Origin of the sequence: Clostridium senegalense JC122 (assembly GCF_000285575.1) — a bacterium.
GTDB lineage: Bacteria > Bacillota > Clostridia > Clostridiales > Clostridiaceae > Clostridium_J > Clostridium_J senegalense.
In genome coordinates this window covers 115,659-134,021 of the sequence record NZ_HE611054.1, presented here as the reverse complement: position 1 = coordinate 134,021, position 18,363 = coordinate 115,659, and the positions used below count along the sequence as shown (strand labels likewise).

The 18,363-nt window shown below is 28.0% G+C and carries 13 protein-coding genes; 10 read left to right on the top strand and 3 right to left on the bottom strand.

The genetic code is table 11. The features are described 5' to 3' along the window. The first annotated feature begins 387 nt into the window (after positions 1-387). From CSGHG_RS16635 to CSGHG_RS16625, 3 genes are read left to right on the top strand one after another with little or no spacing between them, the layout of a single operon-like run. Positions 388-1,086 (top strand): response regulator transcription factor, encoded by a 699-nt coding sequence (locus CSGHG_RS16635; protein ID WP_010297922.1) that lies wholly within the window; start codon positions 388-390, stop codon positions 1,084-1,086. Continuing rightward, the gene (locus tag CSGHG_RS16630; RefSeq protein WP_010297920.1) at positions 1,067-2,575 is read left to right on the top strand and encodes a sensor histidine kinase; all 1,509 of its coding nucleotides are present in this window, start codon (positions 1,067-1,069) and stop codon (positions 2,573-2,575) included. Before CSGHG_RS16635 ends, CSGHG_RS16630 begins: the two co-directional genes overlap by 20 nt. A gap of 52 nt (positions 2,576-2,627) precedes the next feature. Further along, entirely contained in the window at positions 2,628-4,427 is a 1,800-nt protein-coding gene (locus CSGHG_RS16625) for a heme NO-binding domain-containing protein (RefSeq protein ID WP_010297915.1), read from the top strand. Between the two features lie 255 nt (positions 4,428-4,682). On the opposite strand, the gene CSGHG_RS16620 is transcribed toward CSGHG_RS16625, so the two are convergent. Together CSGHG_RS16620 and CSGHG_RS16615 are read right to left on the bottom strand one after the other, a co-directional pair. After that, a complete protein-coding gene (locus tag CSGHG_RS16620) occupies positions 4,683-5,588 on the bottom strand; it encodes a radical SAM protein (protein WP_010297912.1) in 906 nt (301 codons plus the stop codon). An 844-nt stretch (positions 5,589-6,432) separates the two neighbouring features. Beyond that, entirely contained in the window at positions 6,433-7,497 is a 1,065-nt protein-coding gene (locus CSGHG_RS16615; protein WP_010297909.1) for a YkvI family membrane protein, read from the bottom strand. 306 nt (positions 7,498-7,803) lie between these two features. On the opposite strand from CSGHG_RS16615, the gene splB reads away from it, so the two are divergent. The 7 genes from splB to CSGHG_RS16580 all read left to right on the top strand — a co-directional run bounded on the left by splB (position 7,804) and on the right by CSGHG_RS16580 (position 16,933). Further along, positions 7,804-8,811 (top strand): spore photoproduct lyase, encoded by a 1,008-nt coding sequence (splB, locus tag CSGHG_RS16610; protein ID WP_010297906.1) that lies wholly within the window; start codon positions 7,804-7,806, stop codon positions 8,809-8,811. A gap of 212 nt (positions 8,812-9,023) precedes the next feature. Continuing rightward, a complete protein-coding gene (locus tag CSGHG_RS16605; RefSeq protein WP_042316928.1) occupies positions 9,024-10,121 on the top strand; it encodes a GNAT family N-acetyltransferase in 1,098 nt (365 codons plus the stop codon). Further along, entirely contained in the window at positions 10,118-11,236 is a 1,119-nt protein-coding gene (locus CSGHG_RS16600) for a LuxE/PaaK family acyltransferase (RefSeq protein ID WP_010297900.1), read from the top strand. Before CSGHG_RS16605 ends, CSGHG_RS16600 begins: the two co-directional genes overlap by 4 nt. Before the next feature lie 27 nt (positions 11,237-11,263). After that, complete coding sequence (locus CSGHG_RS16595) at positions 11,264-13,912, top strand: aldehyde dehydrogenase family protein (protein WP_010297898.1); 2,649 nt, start codon at positions 11,264-11,266, stop codon at positions 13,910-13,912. A 115-nt stretch (positions 13,913-14,027) separates the two neighbouring features. After that, entirely contained in the window at positions 14,028-14,171 is a 144-nt protein-coding gene (locus tag CSGHG_RS23965; protein WP_207635873.1) for a hypothetical protein, read from the top strand. An 850-nt stretch (positions 14,172-15,021) separates the two neighbouring features. Further along, positions 15,022-15,576, top strand: coding sequence for a sigma-70 family RNA polymerase sigma factor (locus tag CSGHG_RS16585; RefSeq protein ID WP_010297894.1), 555 nt, complete (start codon positions 15,022-15,024; stop codon positions 15,574-15,576). Beyond that, the gene (locus tag CSGHG_RS16580; RefSeq protein WP_010297891.1) at positions 15,569-16,933 is read left to right on the top strand and encodes a DUF4179 domain-containing protein; all 1,365 of its coding nucleotides are present in this window, start codon (positions 15,569-15,571) and stop codon (positions 16,931-16,933) included. The genes CSGHG_RS16585 and CSGHG_RS16580 overlap by 8 nt, the downstream gene beginning before the upstream one ends. Positions 16,934-17,018: 85 nt before the next feature. Here CSGHG_RS16580 and CSGHG_RS16575 read toward each other — a convergent pair whose 3' ends face one another. After that, positions 17,019-18,362 carry an APC family permease gene (locus CSGHG_RS16575; RefSeq protein WP_010297888.1) on the bottom strand — a complete coding sequence of 448 codons (1,344 nt, stop codon included), beginning with the start codon at positions 18,360-18,362 and terminating at the stop codon, positions 17,019-17,021. Position 18,363: the final 1 nt, after the last annotated feature.

Below are 18,363 nucleotides of genomic sequence, written 5' to 3'. Positions count from 1 at the left end.
AGAGTAAATAGTTGAGGGGATTTTTCTAGTTAAGAGTTAAGAGTGAATAGTTATGGTTATTACTACTCACTTCGTTTCTAGTAATTCTCAACGTATCTTTTTATAAATTTTCAAAGCAAATTATATTTATAGATTAAAAAGAAAGTTGTATCCACTTTCATCCTAAACTATTAACTCTTAATTATTAACTGTTAACTAACTATAGTTGTACTTATTTTTTCTTAACTGATAAAAGAAATTTAAGTTTAAGCTTGTTTTTCTATATTTGATAGTAAAATATTTATTATGTAAGTTAAAAAGTTGGATTGAATTTTTATAACATAGAGAAGGGTAGGTGAATAACCTGATTACTTTTATGAATTAAAGTTTTAAAATCAGGTGGTTAATATGAAGAATAAAACTATATTAATTGTAGATGATGAAGAAAATATAAGAAGGTTGTTAGCTGCATATTTATCTAAAGAGAATTATAATATACTACAAGCAAGTAACGGCGTTGATGCTATAAACAAAGTTAAAAGTAATGAAGTAGATTTAATTTTATTAGATATAATGATGCCGGTGATGGATGGCTTTGAAACTCTTAAGATACTTAGAAAAGAGTACAATATGCCAGTTATAATGTTAAGTGCAAAAGGTGAAGAAGAAGATAAGTTATTAGCATTTGGAATAGGTGTTGATAATTATGAAACTAAGCCATTTAGTCCTAAAATATTAGTAGCAAAGATAAATGCACTAATGAAAAGGACTTATGGATACGATAATAAAGATGAAGATGTGTATGAATTTAATGGTTTGTGTATAAATGAGAAATCTCATAATGTTATTGTGGATAACGAAGATGTATCTTTAACACCAACAGAATTTTCACTACTTATGTATTTTGTGAAAAATAAAGATATAGTGTTATCTAGAGAACAAATACTAAATGGTGTTTGGGGATATAACTTTATGGGTGACTTTAGAGTAGTAGATACTAGTGTTAAAAGGTTAAGAGAAAAAATAAATGATAAAGCAAAATACATTCAAACAGTAAGGGGATTTGGATATAAATTCGAGGTAAAAGATGAGAAACAAGATATATAGATATTTAGATAGTATAAACAAAAGTATATCTAAGAAATTGTTTTTTATAACTATGGTAATATTTATACTATTTTTAAGTTTTACCCTTATAGTTCAAAGAATATTTTTTGAGAATATGTATTTTAATAAGAAGAGTCAAGAAATAAAAAGTGTTACTGCAAAATTTATTCAAAAATACAATAAGAGTGAAAGTTATGATGAGATTTTAGAGTTAATGAAGGAATGTGAAGAGGAATATAACACCTATATAGGCATTGTGGAGTATAAACCTGGATTTAGCATAGCTATGAATATAGAAGTTGTTGATGAAAGAAATAGCAGATCTAAACATATAATGGAGATAGTAAATGAAATTAGAAATAATAAATCTCTAATGCAAAAGCTTGTATCAAATAACATAGCTGTGTTTAGTGTTGAAAGTGATTATAGCGAAAATAAAGAGCTTGTATGTGTTACATTAGATGAAAGCAATTTAATTGTAGCTACTACTTCTATGTTGCCGATAAGTGAAGGTATAAGTGTTATAGAAGAGTTTTATAAGTATTTTTATGTTGTTGCCATATTTATAATATTAATACTTTCATATGTGTATTCTAATATGATAACTAATCCATTAAAAAACATAAATGATAAAGCTAAAAAAATGAGCACATTAGATTTTACAGAAAGATGTGAGTATGAATCAGAGGATGAAATAGGTAATTTAGCAACTACATTAAACTTTCTATCCTATAACTTAACTAGTGCTTTAACATCGCTTCAACAGACAAATGTTAGGTTACAAAAGGAAATAGAAAAAGAACGTCAATTAGAAAAAATAAGAAAAGATTTCGTAGCTGCAGCATCACATGAGTTAAAAACTCCGATAACTATTATACAAGGATATGCTGAGGGCATAAAAGATGGTATATTTAGCGAAGAGGATCAAAAAGAATCTTTAGATATAATTATAGATGAAACTAATAGAATGAGTAACTTGGTTAAAGATATGCTAGAATTGTCAGCACTAGAAAGTAAAGTTATTGATCTTAATTTCGAAGAATTTAATTTAGGTGAAATGATATCTAGTAATTTAAGGGCATTATCAAATGAAATAAATGAAAAAAACATAAAGATAATAGAACGATATTGTTTAAACCCAATAATATGTGCTGATAAGTTTAGGATGGAACAGGTAGTTATAAACTTTATAACTAATGCCATAAGATATACAAAAAAACATGGTAATATATTTATAGCTATTGAAAATGATAAAGATTTTATAAGGGTATCTTTTGAAAATACTTGTGATCCATTAAGTGATGAACAGTTAGAAAATATTTGGCATAAATTTTACAAAGTTGATAAATCAAGAACTAGAAAGTTAGGCGGAAATGGTTTAGGACTTTCTATAGTTAAGAATATACTTAATATGCACAATTTTAAATATGGAGCTAAAAATACAGAAAGAGGTGTAGAGTTTTATTTTTATTGTAACTTAGTAAAATAGAGAATTAATTTAATTTATATATTAAATGGTATAAGTAAAGGGGGAATTTTCAGTGAAGGGAACAGCTGTAAGTGCTTGGTTTAAAACTTGCAGAAAACTTTATGGTGATAGCTTTGTAGATGATGCAATGGTTCATGTAGGGTTTGATGCTACAAAAGTTTTTTCGCCAGCAGAGGATGTAAATGATGAAAAAATAGAAAAATTTATACATTATGTTACTAGAGAAAAAAATATAAGTGAGAAGGAATTATGGTCAAAAATTGGTCATGACAATGTATATTCTTTTGCAGAAGAACTTCCAACATTTTTTAAAAGCGATAATACGTACTCATTTTTAAAATCGCTTTATGATATTCATTTGGTTATGACTAAGAAAATACCAGGAGCTAATCCTCCAATAGTTAATATAGAAGCAATATCAAATAAGGAAGCTATAATTACGTATTCATCTAAAAGAAAGATGTTTGATTATTTCTTAGGTATGTTAGAAGGAAGTTTTATGTACTTTAAGGAAAAAGCAGATTTTGATATTATAGAAACTAAAGATAATACAATGCAAGTTAAAATAACATTTCAGGAAGATATAAAGTATAAAAAGAAATATTTTATAAATAATGTTTTATCTTTAGGATTCCTAAAAAGCGTTGCATCAAAAGTAGGCTTATTTACATTTGTAATTATGTTTTTAATAAATTTACCTATATTAGGTTTTAGCGGTATACTAAAAAATTTATTAATTTCTTTTATAAGTGGTATTGTGAGTTTTGTTGGTGTGAAGAGTTTATTAAGACCAATGAATCATATAAATGAAGTTATGGAAAACTTAAATAATAAGAAGTTTGTAGAGGATAGTAAAATAGTTACAAATGACGAATTTGAATATTTATATGATAGAATAGACAAACATGTTAAAGGAATAAAAAGCGACTTTATTGGATTAAAGGGAATAACTGATGAAATGGGTAGTTTTGCTCAAAAGTTAGGTAATATATCAGATAATATGTATAGAACTTCTGGTGATATTGTAGAAGTAGTTAATCAAGTTGCAAATACATCTGTAGATCAAGCTAATAGTACAGAAACTGCAGCACAAGTTTTAAATGACAATATTAATGGTTTAAAAGCAATAGTTAATAATGAAAATGAAAATAAGGAAGAACTAGAATTAACTATAGGCAAAATAAATAGCAGTTATTTAAAAATTGAAAATACTAGTAAAAACATTCTAGCTACATTAGAAGGGTTCCAAGAAGTAAAAACAAAGGGAACTCAACTTGGTGACAAAGCTAAAGACATAACAAATATTGTTTCCATAGTAGCACAGATATCAGATATGACAAATTTATTAGCTTTAAATGCTTCTATAGAAGCTGCAAGGGCAGGAGAGCAAGGAAAAGGATTTGCTGTAGTTGCAGAGGAAGTAAGAAAACTAGCAGAGCAAACTAAGGATGCAGTACAAGAGATAAATACTAACTTAGTTCAATTTGTAGAAGATATTGGTGGACTTGTAATGAATATAGATAGTCAGTATGAAGTCCTTCAAAAAGAGACTGAAGGATTACAATTAATAAGAGATGTAAGCAAGGAGTCTACAACATCTGTTAAAACCGTTTCAAAAGCAATGATTAAAACAATAGAAAAATTAGATTCACAGGCAGGTTCTATAGCGAGTATGTATGATAATATAGAATCCTTAGCTGCTATAGCAGAAGAAAACTCTGCGTCATCACAAGAAGTAAGTGCTAATGTTAATGTATACTCTGAAGAGATTAAAAAGCTTACAGAAAGCATAAATGAATTTGATAAAATAGCAACATATTTTAAAGATAGCTTAGACAATTATAAAGTATAATAAATGGTTGTTTTATTGGACAGTTGATGATAAATAGTGGACAATCTTTGAAAAATTAAGAGTTAAAAGTTAATGAGGAAACTGGAGTAATCCAGTTTCTTTTTAATTTAATGATATAATTTGATTTGTAAATTTATATAAAAAAGTACGTTCAGTATTACTATGAGCATAGCGAATAGTAATAACCACAACTATTAACTATTAACTTTTAACTAGAAGAGTATTACAACTATTCACTCTTAACTTCTAATTAAATTAAACTCCATCTAAATTAAAGTCAGGGATAAAACTTTCTTTACAAGTACCTTCTTCTTGAATAAAAGCATTTTTATAACCAAGGTCTACGCAATAATCTATTAACGATTCATAATGCTTAGGGTTAAGTGGTTTTGTTAGCTCTTCATATTCACTACAGTTATAAAAAGGAGTATATTGATTCATAAGACTTAAAAATACCTTATCATTATATTTTTTATATATATAATCTACTATTTTTTTAGAATCAAAAAGTAAGCCTGGAAGCATTAAATGTCTTATAATAACACCTTTTTTAATTAGTCCATTCTCATTAAAGACAGGTTCTCCAACCTGAGAGAACATTTCATCTATAACATTTGTCGCTACAGTAAAATAATTTGGAGCTTTAGAATATTTTACAGCGTATTTATTGCTAAAGTATTTTAAATCTGGAAGATAAACATCTACGTATCCATTTAACATTTTAATAGCATTTATATCCTCATATCCATTGGAGTTATAAACTATAGGAAGAGTAAGCCCCTTAGATTTAGCTAGTTTAATTGCCTCAATTATTTGAGGGATATAGTGAGTTGGAGTTACTAAGTTTATATTATTTACATTTCTAGATTGTTGCTCCAAGAAAATAGAACTTAATCTTTCTATAGAAATTTCTTTACCAAATCCCTCAGTACTAATTTTATAATTTTGGCAAAAAACACATTTTAAATTACAGTTTGAAAAGAAAACCGTTCCTGAACCATTTTCTCCAGATATACAGGGTTCCTCCCAAAAATGTTTAGATACTTTCGATACCTTAATTTTATCAGAGGCTGAACAAAAACCAATTTCACCACCAGTTCTGTTAACACCACAATTTCTAGGACAAAGACTACAAGAACGTAATATATCTAAATTACTCATTAAAATCACCTTACTTAATGTATTGTAGAATATATAGAATTCAACATTATATTTAAATTTGTTATATTATTAATTGAATTCACATAGAATCTACATTTATGATTTTAGTTTATTAAATTTTATTTATCAACCATAACTCTTAACTATATTAGGGACTGGCTAACTTTTTTTATTTATAGCAATTAAATTTAAAGAGCTACTCTCTGTTTTATGGGTATACATCTTTCGTGCCTGTCCCATTTGTTACGGCTGTACATTTTGAATATAACTTTGTTTAATTTAATATCATAAACTCAGAATTTACTCCCTTAAATTAAAAAGAAACTGGCAATCCAGTTTCAACCATTATTGTAAATTGTTCTTTGTCAAATGTCAATTATATAATGTTCTTAATTCTTAATTTTTTAAATTGTCCTTTGTCCATTGTCAATTTTTTTAAATTCCCCACTTCAACTAAATAAACATCTATCCTATGTTACACCTCCATCACAAATGGGACAGGCACGGTAAATTTATTTTCTTCGCTAACACTTGATACTCTTCTAGTTTTATATTTTTCAACTAATAGCTCAAAGCCAGTACCGAACAACTACGCAGCAAAGCTACTATCTTAAGGACCGGCTTTGATTACTTTAAATTTTATTGATAACATTTTAGATTTCACTCACAAAATAACTTATGGAAAATATATTTTGCTACGCCTGTCCTTCTTGTTACGGCTGTAAACTTTGAATATAGCTTTAGTTAACTTTATTGCTCAAATCTAAATTTTACTCCCTTAAATTAAAAAGAAACTGGTAGTCCAGTTTCCTCCTAAATTTTTAACTATTAACTATTTTAGTCTCTATTTGCAATGTTTAAAATAAAATTTAAATATTTGATATACAAATACTAAACTAATTACTCCAAATCCAGGATAAAGATATGTTATTAAATTTTTAAAACCTAATTGAGAAATAGGTAGAGCTATAAGAAGAACTAGAATCACTCCTATTTTATAAGGTATTTTATATTTTTGCTCTAGAGTTTTTCCAACGCTATATATATCAGAAACTTCTGTAGAAAACATTTCACACCAAATAACAGCAAGAAGTAATAATTGAATTAAAGTTCCAAACTTGCTGGCAACATGCAATAATGGAATTTCAAATTGAAAAATTTCTGGTATGTTAACAAGTAGCATTGAATTAATTAAAAAGGCTAGTAATGTTAAAAGCAATGCGCCAATTGATGCACCGGTTATTATTATAGATTTGCTTTTCATTTCTTTACTTAACGGAACTAAAACACCACTACTAAATAACATATTAAAACCAGCGTATAAAAAAGATGAAACAATCCATTGTCCAGGGATAATTTCATTTTTAAAAGTTCTTACACTTTGCATATAATCAATGGACATAATATCACCATGATTTATTAAGTAAAATAAAAATACAGCAATTATTATAGTAGTTAAAGAAGGAACTATAAGAGTGTTTATAGTTATAAGACCTTTTGTATCTCTAAGTAAAGTGAAAAGTGAAATAGCAGCCATAATAATTACACCAACCACTCTAGGAATACCAAAGTATTGTTTTAATAGTGCACCTCCTCCAGCAAGAATTATAGAAGCCCCAGCAATTAAAAATAACCCAGTTAATAAATCTGTAATTTTTCCTAAGAAACCAGGACTAACAAGAGTTATAAAATCTGAATATGAATTTAAGTTAAATTTTAAGCTAATTGATACCATTGCAGAACTAACTAAAATATAAAAAGCTGCACAAATTAATAACCCAAAAAAACTTTTAAACCCATAGGTTGTAAAAAATTGAGTTATTTCTTGTCCTGATGCAAGGCCAGCCCCTACAATAGTACCAACAAAAACAGTAGCTGTCTGAAAAATTAAAGCTAGTCTCTTTTTCAAAAAAATCTCCCCCATAATTTAATATATATATATTTATTTGACTTTTGCCATTAAAAATATAGCTTGTCTATTAAAATATATAAGTTAGGGTATAGATTTATTCTTAATATAATAAAAAATAAAGTAATCTTATTTAGAAAAATGAGTAATACTATAGATAATATAATTAAAAATTGAAAGTTGACAATGGATAATTCACAATTAACTTTTAACTATCTAAAGCTAATAACAAAGATATTCTGTATAGATTTAAATTAAATAGTGTATTTTTATACAATTATTCAACACAAGAGAGAGGTGTAAAATTTGTTTAATCCAAAAAGAGTTATTTTTGAAGAAGCAGCATTAAATTATGAAAAAGGTCAAGAGTTACTTAAATTATTTAAAAATCAAGATGTTGGAATAAAGTATTCAAAAAATGGTAGAATAACAGGCATACCAGGAAAAACAGATAAAGAAATGTTTTTAGAAGGTAAGAGTACTTTAGTAGTTGGAGTAAGAAAAAAACTAGATTTTCAAAGCTGTAAACCATCTGCTCATTATCAACTTCCATTAGTAAGTGGATGTATGGGAATGTGTGAATATTGTTATTTAAATACTCAGATGGGTAAGAAACCGTACATAAAAATCCATGTAAATACAGATGAAATTTTAGAAAAAGCAGGAAAGTATATAGAAGAAAGAAAACCAGACATAACAATATTCGAAGGTGCAGCTACCTCAGACCCAATACCGGTAGAAGCTTATACAGGAGCATTAAAAGATGCTATTGAATATTTTGGAGCTAATGATAAATCTCTATTTAGATTTGTTACAAAATTTACAGAAGTTGATAGTCTACTAAATGCAAAACATAATGGAAGAACAACAATTCGATTTAGCATAAACATAAATGAAGCTATAAGAAAATATGAACATAAATCAGAGGACTTTCAAGGCAGAATAGCTGCAGCAAAAAAAGTAAGTGATGCAGGTTATCCTATAGGTTTTATAATTGCACCAGTTTTTCTTGATGAAGGCTATGAAGAAAAATATTATGATATGTTAAAGTACACAAAATCTATAATGGATAACAATAACATAATGTTTGAAGTTATTTCTCATAGATTTACAAAACGAGCAAAGGAAAATATATTAAAAGTTTTTCCTAAAACAACATTACCTATGGAAGAGGAGTTAAGAAAATTTAAATATGGACAATTTGGATATGGTAAGTATATTTATACAAATGAAGAAATGAAAAACTATAAAGAATTTTTCACTAAAAGTATAAGTGAACTATGGAGTAAAGAAAATATAAATTACATTATATAAAAAATAAATCTATAAAAGGATATTATTCTTTTATAGATTTATTTTTATTAAAAAACATACAGAAAAATTGAAAGAAACAATTCTTAGAACAGAAAAAAGAAGAGAAAACTTGCAAAAGAAAAATTAAACAATTATAATATAATCTGGCTTATATGGTATAAAAAGGTTTATTGGGTTAAAAGAAAATAATATGTCGTTTGAGAGGTGATACTTTGCTAAAAGAGTTCATGATATTAATAACTAAAAAGGTCAAAGATAAACTTGACTATGATTTAGGGATTAATTCAGAAGAATTGCTTGATGAAAAAAGAAAAATAATAATAAAAAGGTTAGAAAATGAAGCTGAAGGAATAGTAAATTGTGCTTATAGAACTTATGGAAATTCATATATACACAAATATATCTATGATAAATCTATGATAGAAAAATTAAATCATGAAGAAAGAATAATATCTTATATAGCATTAGATGAAAGGAATAATGTAATTGGACACATAGCTCTAGAATACTTTCAAAAACCTAATATATGTGAAATTTCACATGCTTTTGTGGACCCTAAATTTAGGGGGAGAGGGTGTCTTACAGATTTAACAAGGTTTGTAATAGAAGAAAGCAAAAAAAGAGGAGATGTGGGAATATATGTACATGCAGTAACAAGTCATACATATTCTCAAAAGTCAGCAGAAAGTAATGGATTTAAGGATTGTGCTTTACTTCTATCAAAAATTACAGCTTTGAAATTTAGAGATATACATGATAAAAACGAAAAAAGAGAAAGTCTTATCATAAAATATAAATATTTAAAAAAACAACGTAAAAAATATATTTATACACTAGAAAAATATAAAGAAATTATTAATGACATATATGCTAATTTAGGCGTGAAAGTAGTATTTAAAAAATTAGAAGATGATAATAAAAGTTTTTCAGAGGTTACTTCTATAAAAACTATTGTAGATGAATATGATACAGGAACAATATATGTAAATGAATTTGCTAAAGATGAGATGAATAAGATATTAAATCAATTTAATAAGTTATATTTTGAGGGGAAAAAAACAATATTTTTAAGATTAAAACTTTGTAATAAAAGCAGCATATATATATGGGATAAGATGGAGCAACTTGGATTTTGCTTTGCAGGCATTATGCCTGGAGATGGTGATGAGGATGAGTTGATACTTCAATATATTAATGATGAAATTAATTATGAAAAAATATATGCAGATTCTGTTATAGGAAATGCTTTAGTTGATAATGTAAAAGAATGGGATATTGATTTTAATAGAAAAAGGAGGATTAGTATATGAAATTTAATAATATAGATATGTTATGTAATAGGGAAGATGCTTTTAATTTTACAAAAGAAACAGAGGAATTGTTTGTAAAAGCTATAGATGAAAATTATAAATTTCAACTTGATAATCAACCATATATTAAATATTTAGCAGAAAGAGAAGATTTTAATATTAATAGTTTAAGTACAATTGAGGATATAGATAATATCCCTAATTTATTTGTTGGAACTATGAAAATAAATGGTTTTTGCAATTTTAAAAAAGATGATTTAGAACTTATCTTAACAAGTTCAGGAACTAATGGTCAAAAAACTCAATTATTTCTTGATAAAAACTCATTTTCTAGACTACAAAGTTTAGCAGAAAATACATTCAATGCTATAGGCTTTAAGAGTGATACTCCAGTACATTACTTCTTATTTTCATATGACATAAAAAAAGCAGAAAATGTTGGGACAAGCTGGAGTGATGAGCAAATTTTAGGTCTTGCACCTGCATTATCTGTTAATTGGATGATTGAATGGGATGAAGATAAAGGTGAATTTGTTTTTGATAGTAAAAAGTGGGCTAAAATTTTTAAAGAACTAAGTAATGAAGCGCCTGTAAGATTATTAGGATTTCCGGCATTTATGTATAAAATGGTAGAAGAAATCAAGGAGAGTTATGGGAAAATTAAAGTTCACAAAGATTCGTTCATAATAGCTGGGGGAGGTTGGAAAAATCATTTAGGGAAAAGTATGTCACTAAATGATTTTATGGATTATATAGAAAAAAATATTGGTCTTAAACGTGAAAATATAAGAGATACTTATGGTATGGCAGAACATGGAGTTCCTTATTGTTCATGTAGTGAAGGACATTTACATGCACCTATTTACAGTAGAATAGTTGCAAGGGATCCTATAACTTTTAAGAAAAAGTCATATGGAGAAGAAGGACTTTTACAACTTATAACGCCATATAATACAGCACAACCTAATCTATCAGTATTATCAACGGATTTAGTTGTAATTAAAAAGGACTGCCCTTGTGGAATAAAGGGAGATTATATTGAAAGAATACGACGAGGTGGAGTAACTAAGCATAAAGGTTGCGCCATTGCAGCACAGGAAATACTAAATAGCTAAATGATTAGATTACATGGGGGTAAGGGTATGAGATTAGAAGATTTTAAACATATATGTTTTGGAAAGCAGTTAGATATAAAAGGAGAATTAACAGAAGAGAAAGCAAATGAATATTTTAATTCAGCTTTTTTAAGAAAAAAATCTAAAGAATTTAACAATACGCCTATAGATAAAATACTTTATATTTTAGAAAAAACTGCATACAAATTATGTGATAAAAATGGAGATTATTATAAAGAAATAATGGAGAAAATGCCTAAATTAATTAGTTATTCTCCTTCAATGGTTGATATGGGAATAGAGTCCCTTAAAGAAATGTTAAGCATAAACTCCCTAAAATTAAGATTGGAGAGTCTTGGAGATTATCATTGTTTAGATACTTTTACAAAAGATAGACAGTCTAAAATGACTAGAGCAGTTCCAATTGGTTCAGTTCTTCATATAGCAGCAGGAAATATATTTTTAGGTTCAATAGATTCACTAATTATGGGGATAATAACAAAAAATATAAATATATTAAAGGTTTCTAGTCAAGATTTTTTATTTCCAACATTATTTTATAAAGCATTAGATGAAGTAGATGTAGATAAAGCAATTACTCCATATATAGCAATTACCTATTGGAAAAGCAGTAATAAAGCTTTAGATAAAATTGCTAAAAATAGCTTTGATGCTATACTTTTATTTGGTGGAGAAGAAGCAGTGAAAAATTACAAAAATGGATTATCCGTTAATACTCAGCTTTATTCTTTTGGTCCTAAAATAAGCTTTAGCATTGTGTGTAAAGGTTTAAATGATTTTGAATTAAGAGAAACTGCAATGAACTTTGCTGATGACATAGTTTTTTGGGAACAAAGGGCATGTACAAGCTGTCAAAATATATTTATAGAAAATAGTAATGATGTTAAAAACTTTGTTAATTATTTATATGATGCTTTAGAAGAAAAGGGTAAAGAATTTCCTCAAAATCAATTGGATATAGATTACGCTGTTGAGATAAGAAAGAAAAGAGAAATTGCAAAATGGGAGGAATTTAATAATAGGGCGTTAGTGCTAGAAGGTAAAAACGCAAATCATACTATAATTGTGGAAGAAAAAAATAATATTTCTGATTGCCCTCTAAATAGAACTATATATGTTAATGTAGTTGATAGTTATAAAGATATTTTAGATGGAAACATAAAACTTTTAAAATATTATATGTCTACATTAGCTATAGCATGTAATGATGGGGTTCAAGATATAATTGAGGATTTCATTGATTTTGGAGTAATGAGATTTTGTAGACCAGGAGCTATGAATAAAAGTGAAGATGATTCTTTACCTCATGATGGAATGTATATAACTAATTTACTTGTAAGATTTATAAATAAAGAAAATATCAAGATAGATGATTTAGGAATTGAGTATGTTGATAAAGATAAAAAAGATGATATATTGCTCTGGAGATTAAATTCTCTTATTAATGAGGCTGTAAAATCACCATTTTATAAAGAGTTTTATAAAGATGTATCTCTTCCATTAAAAAGTTTACAGGATTTTAAAAATGTTCCTATACTTGAAAAAAAGCATATTTATGAAAATAGTATAGATAAAAGTACTGATATGATTACAGGAAATATGGAAAGTTCTTATGTTTTTTCAGCAGGAGGAACTACAGGTAAAATGAAGTATGTAGCTTATTCTAATGAGGAATTTGAAAAGTCTAAAAAAATATTTGGAGAAGGTTTTAGAGCTGTTGGTATAGATAAAAATGATTTTGCAGTTAACTATATGAAAGCAGGAGCTCTTTGGACAGCTTTCCCAGCAGTAAATGAAGGGTTAGAAGAAACAGGCTGTAAAATATTATCACTAACGGCTAATCAACCTGAAAAGGAAAGTATAGAGTATTTAAAAAAATTTAAACCTAATGTACTTATAAGTCTTCCAGGAAACATTATACTTTTAGCTCAAGAGGTAGAAAAATTAAAGGAAAATATTAAATTAGAAAAAATATTTTATGCAGGAGAACATATGCCATTAAAAGCACAGGAATATGTAAAGAAGGTATTTGGTGCAAGAAAAATAGCATCCTTTGGATATGCAGCAGTAGAAGTTGGCCCCATAGGATTTCAATGTGAATGTTGCAAGGGAACTGAACATCATGTTATGAATGATTGGTGTTATGTTGAAAGAGATAAAAATGGAGATGCAATTGTAACAACCTTAAGTAGGTTTCTTAATCCTATAATAAGATATAGACTTGGAGATAGCATTCAATGGATTGATGAACCATGCGCCTGTGGAAGAACTTCAAAGAAGTTTAAATTATTATCAAGAACTGATGATGTTATAAGATTTAATGTATCAGATATATATATAAATGATGTACATGAGGCATTAAAAAATGTTAATGAAGTTTCACCTTTCTTTCAAGTGGTGGTTGATAATGTAGATGAAATGAGAGATGTAACATTTAAAATAGAAACAAAAGATAAGGATATGGCTTTAAAAGGGGATATATTAAAGGAGAAAATAGTAACTTCTTTAAAAAGTAATATTAGAAGCTTAGGAATAGATTATAAAAAGAATTTAATTAACGATTTAAAAATTGAAATATTACCACCTTTCGGAATAGAAAGAGTAGGACGAACAGGAAAGATAAGAAGAATAGTAGATAGAAGAGTAGCTCTTTAAATTTAATTACCGTAAATAAAAAAGTTATCCAATCCCCCTTAAAAGAGTTAAGAATTAATAATTAAGAGTTTAGGTGGAAAGTGGCAACCACTTTCTGAAAATGATTTTTTAAAAATTGACAATGATGGAGGAAACTGGACTGCCAGTTTCTTTTGAATTGTTTGAGACTGGCTTTGAAAGTTCAGGTAGAAGTATAAAATTAGGAGAGCATCAAATTTTAATAAAGAAAATAAATTTACCGTGCCTGTCCCATTTGTGATGGAGCTAATACTGGAAGGCGTTGATTGTTTAGGTGTGTTGCTAAAACAGGTGATGGGGACCGACTCAGAGCAGCATTGGAGAGAATCTAAAGTCAACAAAAGTATCTAGCCCCAAGTATAGTAAAGTAGCCAATAACGCGTCTGTCCCTCTTGTGATGGAGGTATAACTTGGGATAGATGCTTATTTAGTTGAGGTGGGGAATTTAAAAAAATTGGCAATGGACAAAGGACAATGATGGAGAAAACTAGAGTTAAATTAAGGATTAAGAATTATGAATTGATGTAGAAACTGGACTGCCAGTTTCTTTTTAATTTAAGAGAGTAAAATTCTAATTTTGTGATATTAAATTAAACAAAGTTATATTCAAAGTTTACAACCGTAACAAATGGGACAGGCACGACTAATGTAGTTCCATAAAATAAAAAGTAGCTCTTACAATTTAATTACTATAAATAAAAAAGTTAGCCAGTCCCTTAAATAGTTAATAGTTAAAAGTTAAGGATGAAAGTGGATCATCAGTTTCTTTGAAAAGAGGTTTGGGACTGGCTTTGATTTATTAGCTAAGAAGTACAAAGCTAGGAGAGCATCTAATTTTAAGCGAAGTAAATAAATTTACCGTGCCTGTCCCATTTGTGATGGAGGCAACACTAGAAGTAATTGCTTATTTAAAGGCTTCACTAAAACCCAAATAAGGGTACTGGTTCTTTGTTTATTTTGTTATGGAAATAAAATAAAAAAATTAAGGATTATGAATTAAGAATTATTGAAAAAATATTTTTTTCAAATTTAATAAATATATGGAACTTTTTACAGTCCTCGATTATCTTAAGTGTAGAGAGGTGAATTTAATGATTGGAAAAGACAATGTAATAAAAATTAGTGATTTTAAAAATCATAAATCTGCAAAAAATTATGTAGATAAAGAAATATTTATAAATCTTGTAGATGAAAATAAGATATCTTTATATAGATTAGCAAAGGGGATATTAAAGATAGAAGCTGACGTAGAAGATGCCATAAGTGAGACAGTGTTAAAGGCATTTAAAAATATAAACACTTTAAAGGATGTAAAATGCTTTAAACCATGGATAATGAGAATTTTAGTAAATGAATGTTATGCTCTTTTAAATAAAAGAAATAAGGTAGAGCTTCAAAATGATATGGAAGTTTATAACCTACAATACGAAGACAAAAGGGAAAAAACGTTAATTTGGGCAGTTAATAAATTAGAAGATGATTTTAAGGCTGTTGTTATATTGTTTTACTATGAAGATATGAGTATAAAAGATATTAGTAAGATTTTAAACATTCCATCTGGAACAGTAAAGTCTAGGCTTAGTAGAGCAAAAGCTAAGTTGAAATTAATATTAGAAGATGGAAAAAGGGGTGAGATATTTGGATAGGTTTGATGAAATGATAAAAGAAAGTATATCAAAAGAAAAATGGGATACACCTAAAAGCTTAGATGAAAGATTGGAAAATACCTATGAAAGTTTAAATACAATCAAATCACATAAAAGGTTTTCTTTAAAAATAGGAGTATTAGTTGCATCAATTATGATGCTTACAATTACAACAGCATTAGCAGCTAATTCAGAAACAGTACAAAATGCAATAAATACAGTGAAAAACTATTTTAGTAGTAATACAGAGTCTAGGTATAGTGCATCTAAGAATAGTCTTGAGAAATTTAATGATGAAGTAGGCATAACTGTAGAGGATAAAGGAATTAAAATTACCTTAGATAGTCTTTCGGCAGATGAAAACTTTATGAATTTATTTTATACAATAGAAAGTGATAAACCTATTAAAATAAGCGAAAAAGAAATGGAGATGATTTCGGATATTAAAGATCTTTCACCTTGCGGTAATTTTACAATTGGTGAAAATCATCCAGTAATGAAAGATTGTGAAGTATATTTTGAATCTGAATATAAAGTTAAAGCAATGGCAAGGCTAGGGCTAAATAATATAGAAATAAAAGAAAATGATAAATTAGTTTTGGAACTAGTACGTGTTTTACTTGTTGAAGGAGATTGGAAAATAGAAACTGTATTAGATAAAAGTAAAATACAACCGGCTATAAAATCAGTTAGACCTAATGAGCATAGGATTATAAAACGTAATGGCATAGATTATGATATAAATATTGAAAAAGTATCAATATCACCACTTGGAAACATTATAACTATAAAAAGTAATAATAAAGAAATTTTTACTGGTTTTGCATTATTTGATGATAAAGGAGAATCATTAGATGTATTACCAACAGGGGTAAGTGGTATAGGAGAAATAGGTTCAGTAAATTCATTTGAATTTTTAAAGGCAAATAAAGATACAAAATATATAAAACTTGTTCCTGTAGATAAAAGATCAACAAGGCAATACCCTGAACCTATTATTAAAGATATAGCTGATTTACCAGTAGAATTTGAAAGGGCATCAAGTGGTAGCGTTATAGTTGAAGATATAAAATCCGATAAAAATACTTTAAAGATAAAATATCGTAAAAAAGGGCTAGTACATTCTGATATAGGAGGTGCAATATTTTTGGACGATGATGGAAATGAAATAGAGCCATTATATAATGAAGATAAATGGTATCAAATAGCTGTAGATAGAGAGGATAATAGTTATACAGCAATAGTCACATCTTATAATAAAGAGTGTGATTACTCAAAATGTACTAAAGTTTTAATGTATCCAGAATATGAATATAAATTACTTGAGGATCAAGCAATAATAATAAATTTAGAATAACTAATACAAAATAAAAATAGAAAAACAACCTACGGAGGCTAGTTTAAGTTTGTAGGTTGTTTTTTGTATATATTAATGAAATGAATTAGGCAGCTTTATTGTTATCTTCTATCTTGTTGTTGTTGCGATTGCAATAGTAGTAAACTGGTAATCCTAACAATGTTAATCCTATACCGAATAAAGCACTAGCAGGTGAATCTTTAAGTGTAGAATATAATAAATATAAACCACCAGCTATTCCTATTAAAGGTACTATAGGATATAAAGGAACATGGTAAAGTTTAGGGTTACGAGTAAATTTCTTTCTAAGAACAAATATACTAATTGTACCTAGAGTGTAGAAAATCCATAAAGCAAACACAATTAAATCTGTTATTGAGTTAAAAGTACCGGATAATATATATAATATTGTTATTATAGCTTGAAATATTAATGCATTAATAGGTGTACCTAGCTTTGGATGAAGAGAACCTAATACTTTTGATGCAGGTAGGTCCTTACGTTCAGCCATTGCAAAAGCATATCTTGAACCACAAGTTAATTGACCATTAAGTCCCCCAAATACAGAAAGCATCATACCAATTGTTATAAATGTTGCGCCACTAGGACCTAAAAGTTTACTTGCAACATCTACACCTATTTTATCTGAAACAGCAGTAATTGGACCAGGTAAAATATTAAATATAGCTGCGTTAAATGCGATATACACAAGCATTACAAATGTTATTCCGATAACTATAGCTTTAGGAATATTCTTTTCTGGATTTTTCATATCAGCAGCTAATGTACAACAGCTAAGCCATCCGTCATATGCCCATAAAACACCAAGAAGTGCAACTCCTGTACCAGCACCTTGTACATTTTGTAATGTTGAAAAGTTTATATCATGTGCAGTACCACTTACTAAACCCAATATAGCTATAGCTGCGATTGGTAGTAATTTACCTATTGTTGCTAATGTTTGCAACCAAACTCCATAGTTAGTTGAAATTATTTGAGCAATAGTCAATATTATAACTAAAGATACAGCAAACATTTTTTGTTGAGTCCCAGTCATAGGTATAAAAAATGTTGAAAATGTAGAACAGGCTATTGCTAAAGCAGCACCGGAACCTGGACAATTTATTAAAGCACCTACCCAACCAAATAAGAAACCAACTAAATCGCCGTATAGTTCTCTTAGATATGTGTATAGACCACCAATTTTAGGTATGTAAGCAGCTATTTCTGCAACAGTAAGAGCTGCTGCTATAGTGATTACACCACCAAAAATCCACATTAAAAGTGCAACTCCTGTGGAACCTGCATTTTCTAAAACTATTGAAGGTTTTAAAAATACACCAGAACCAATTACAAGACCAATTACATACATTACACCTTGAAAGGCATTCATAGTTTTTTTCAGTTGGTTTTTGTTTTCTGTAGCCATA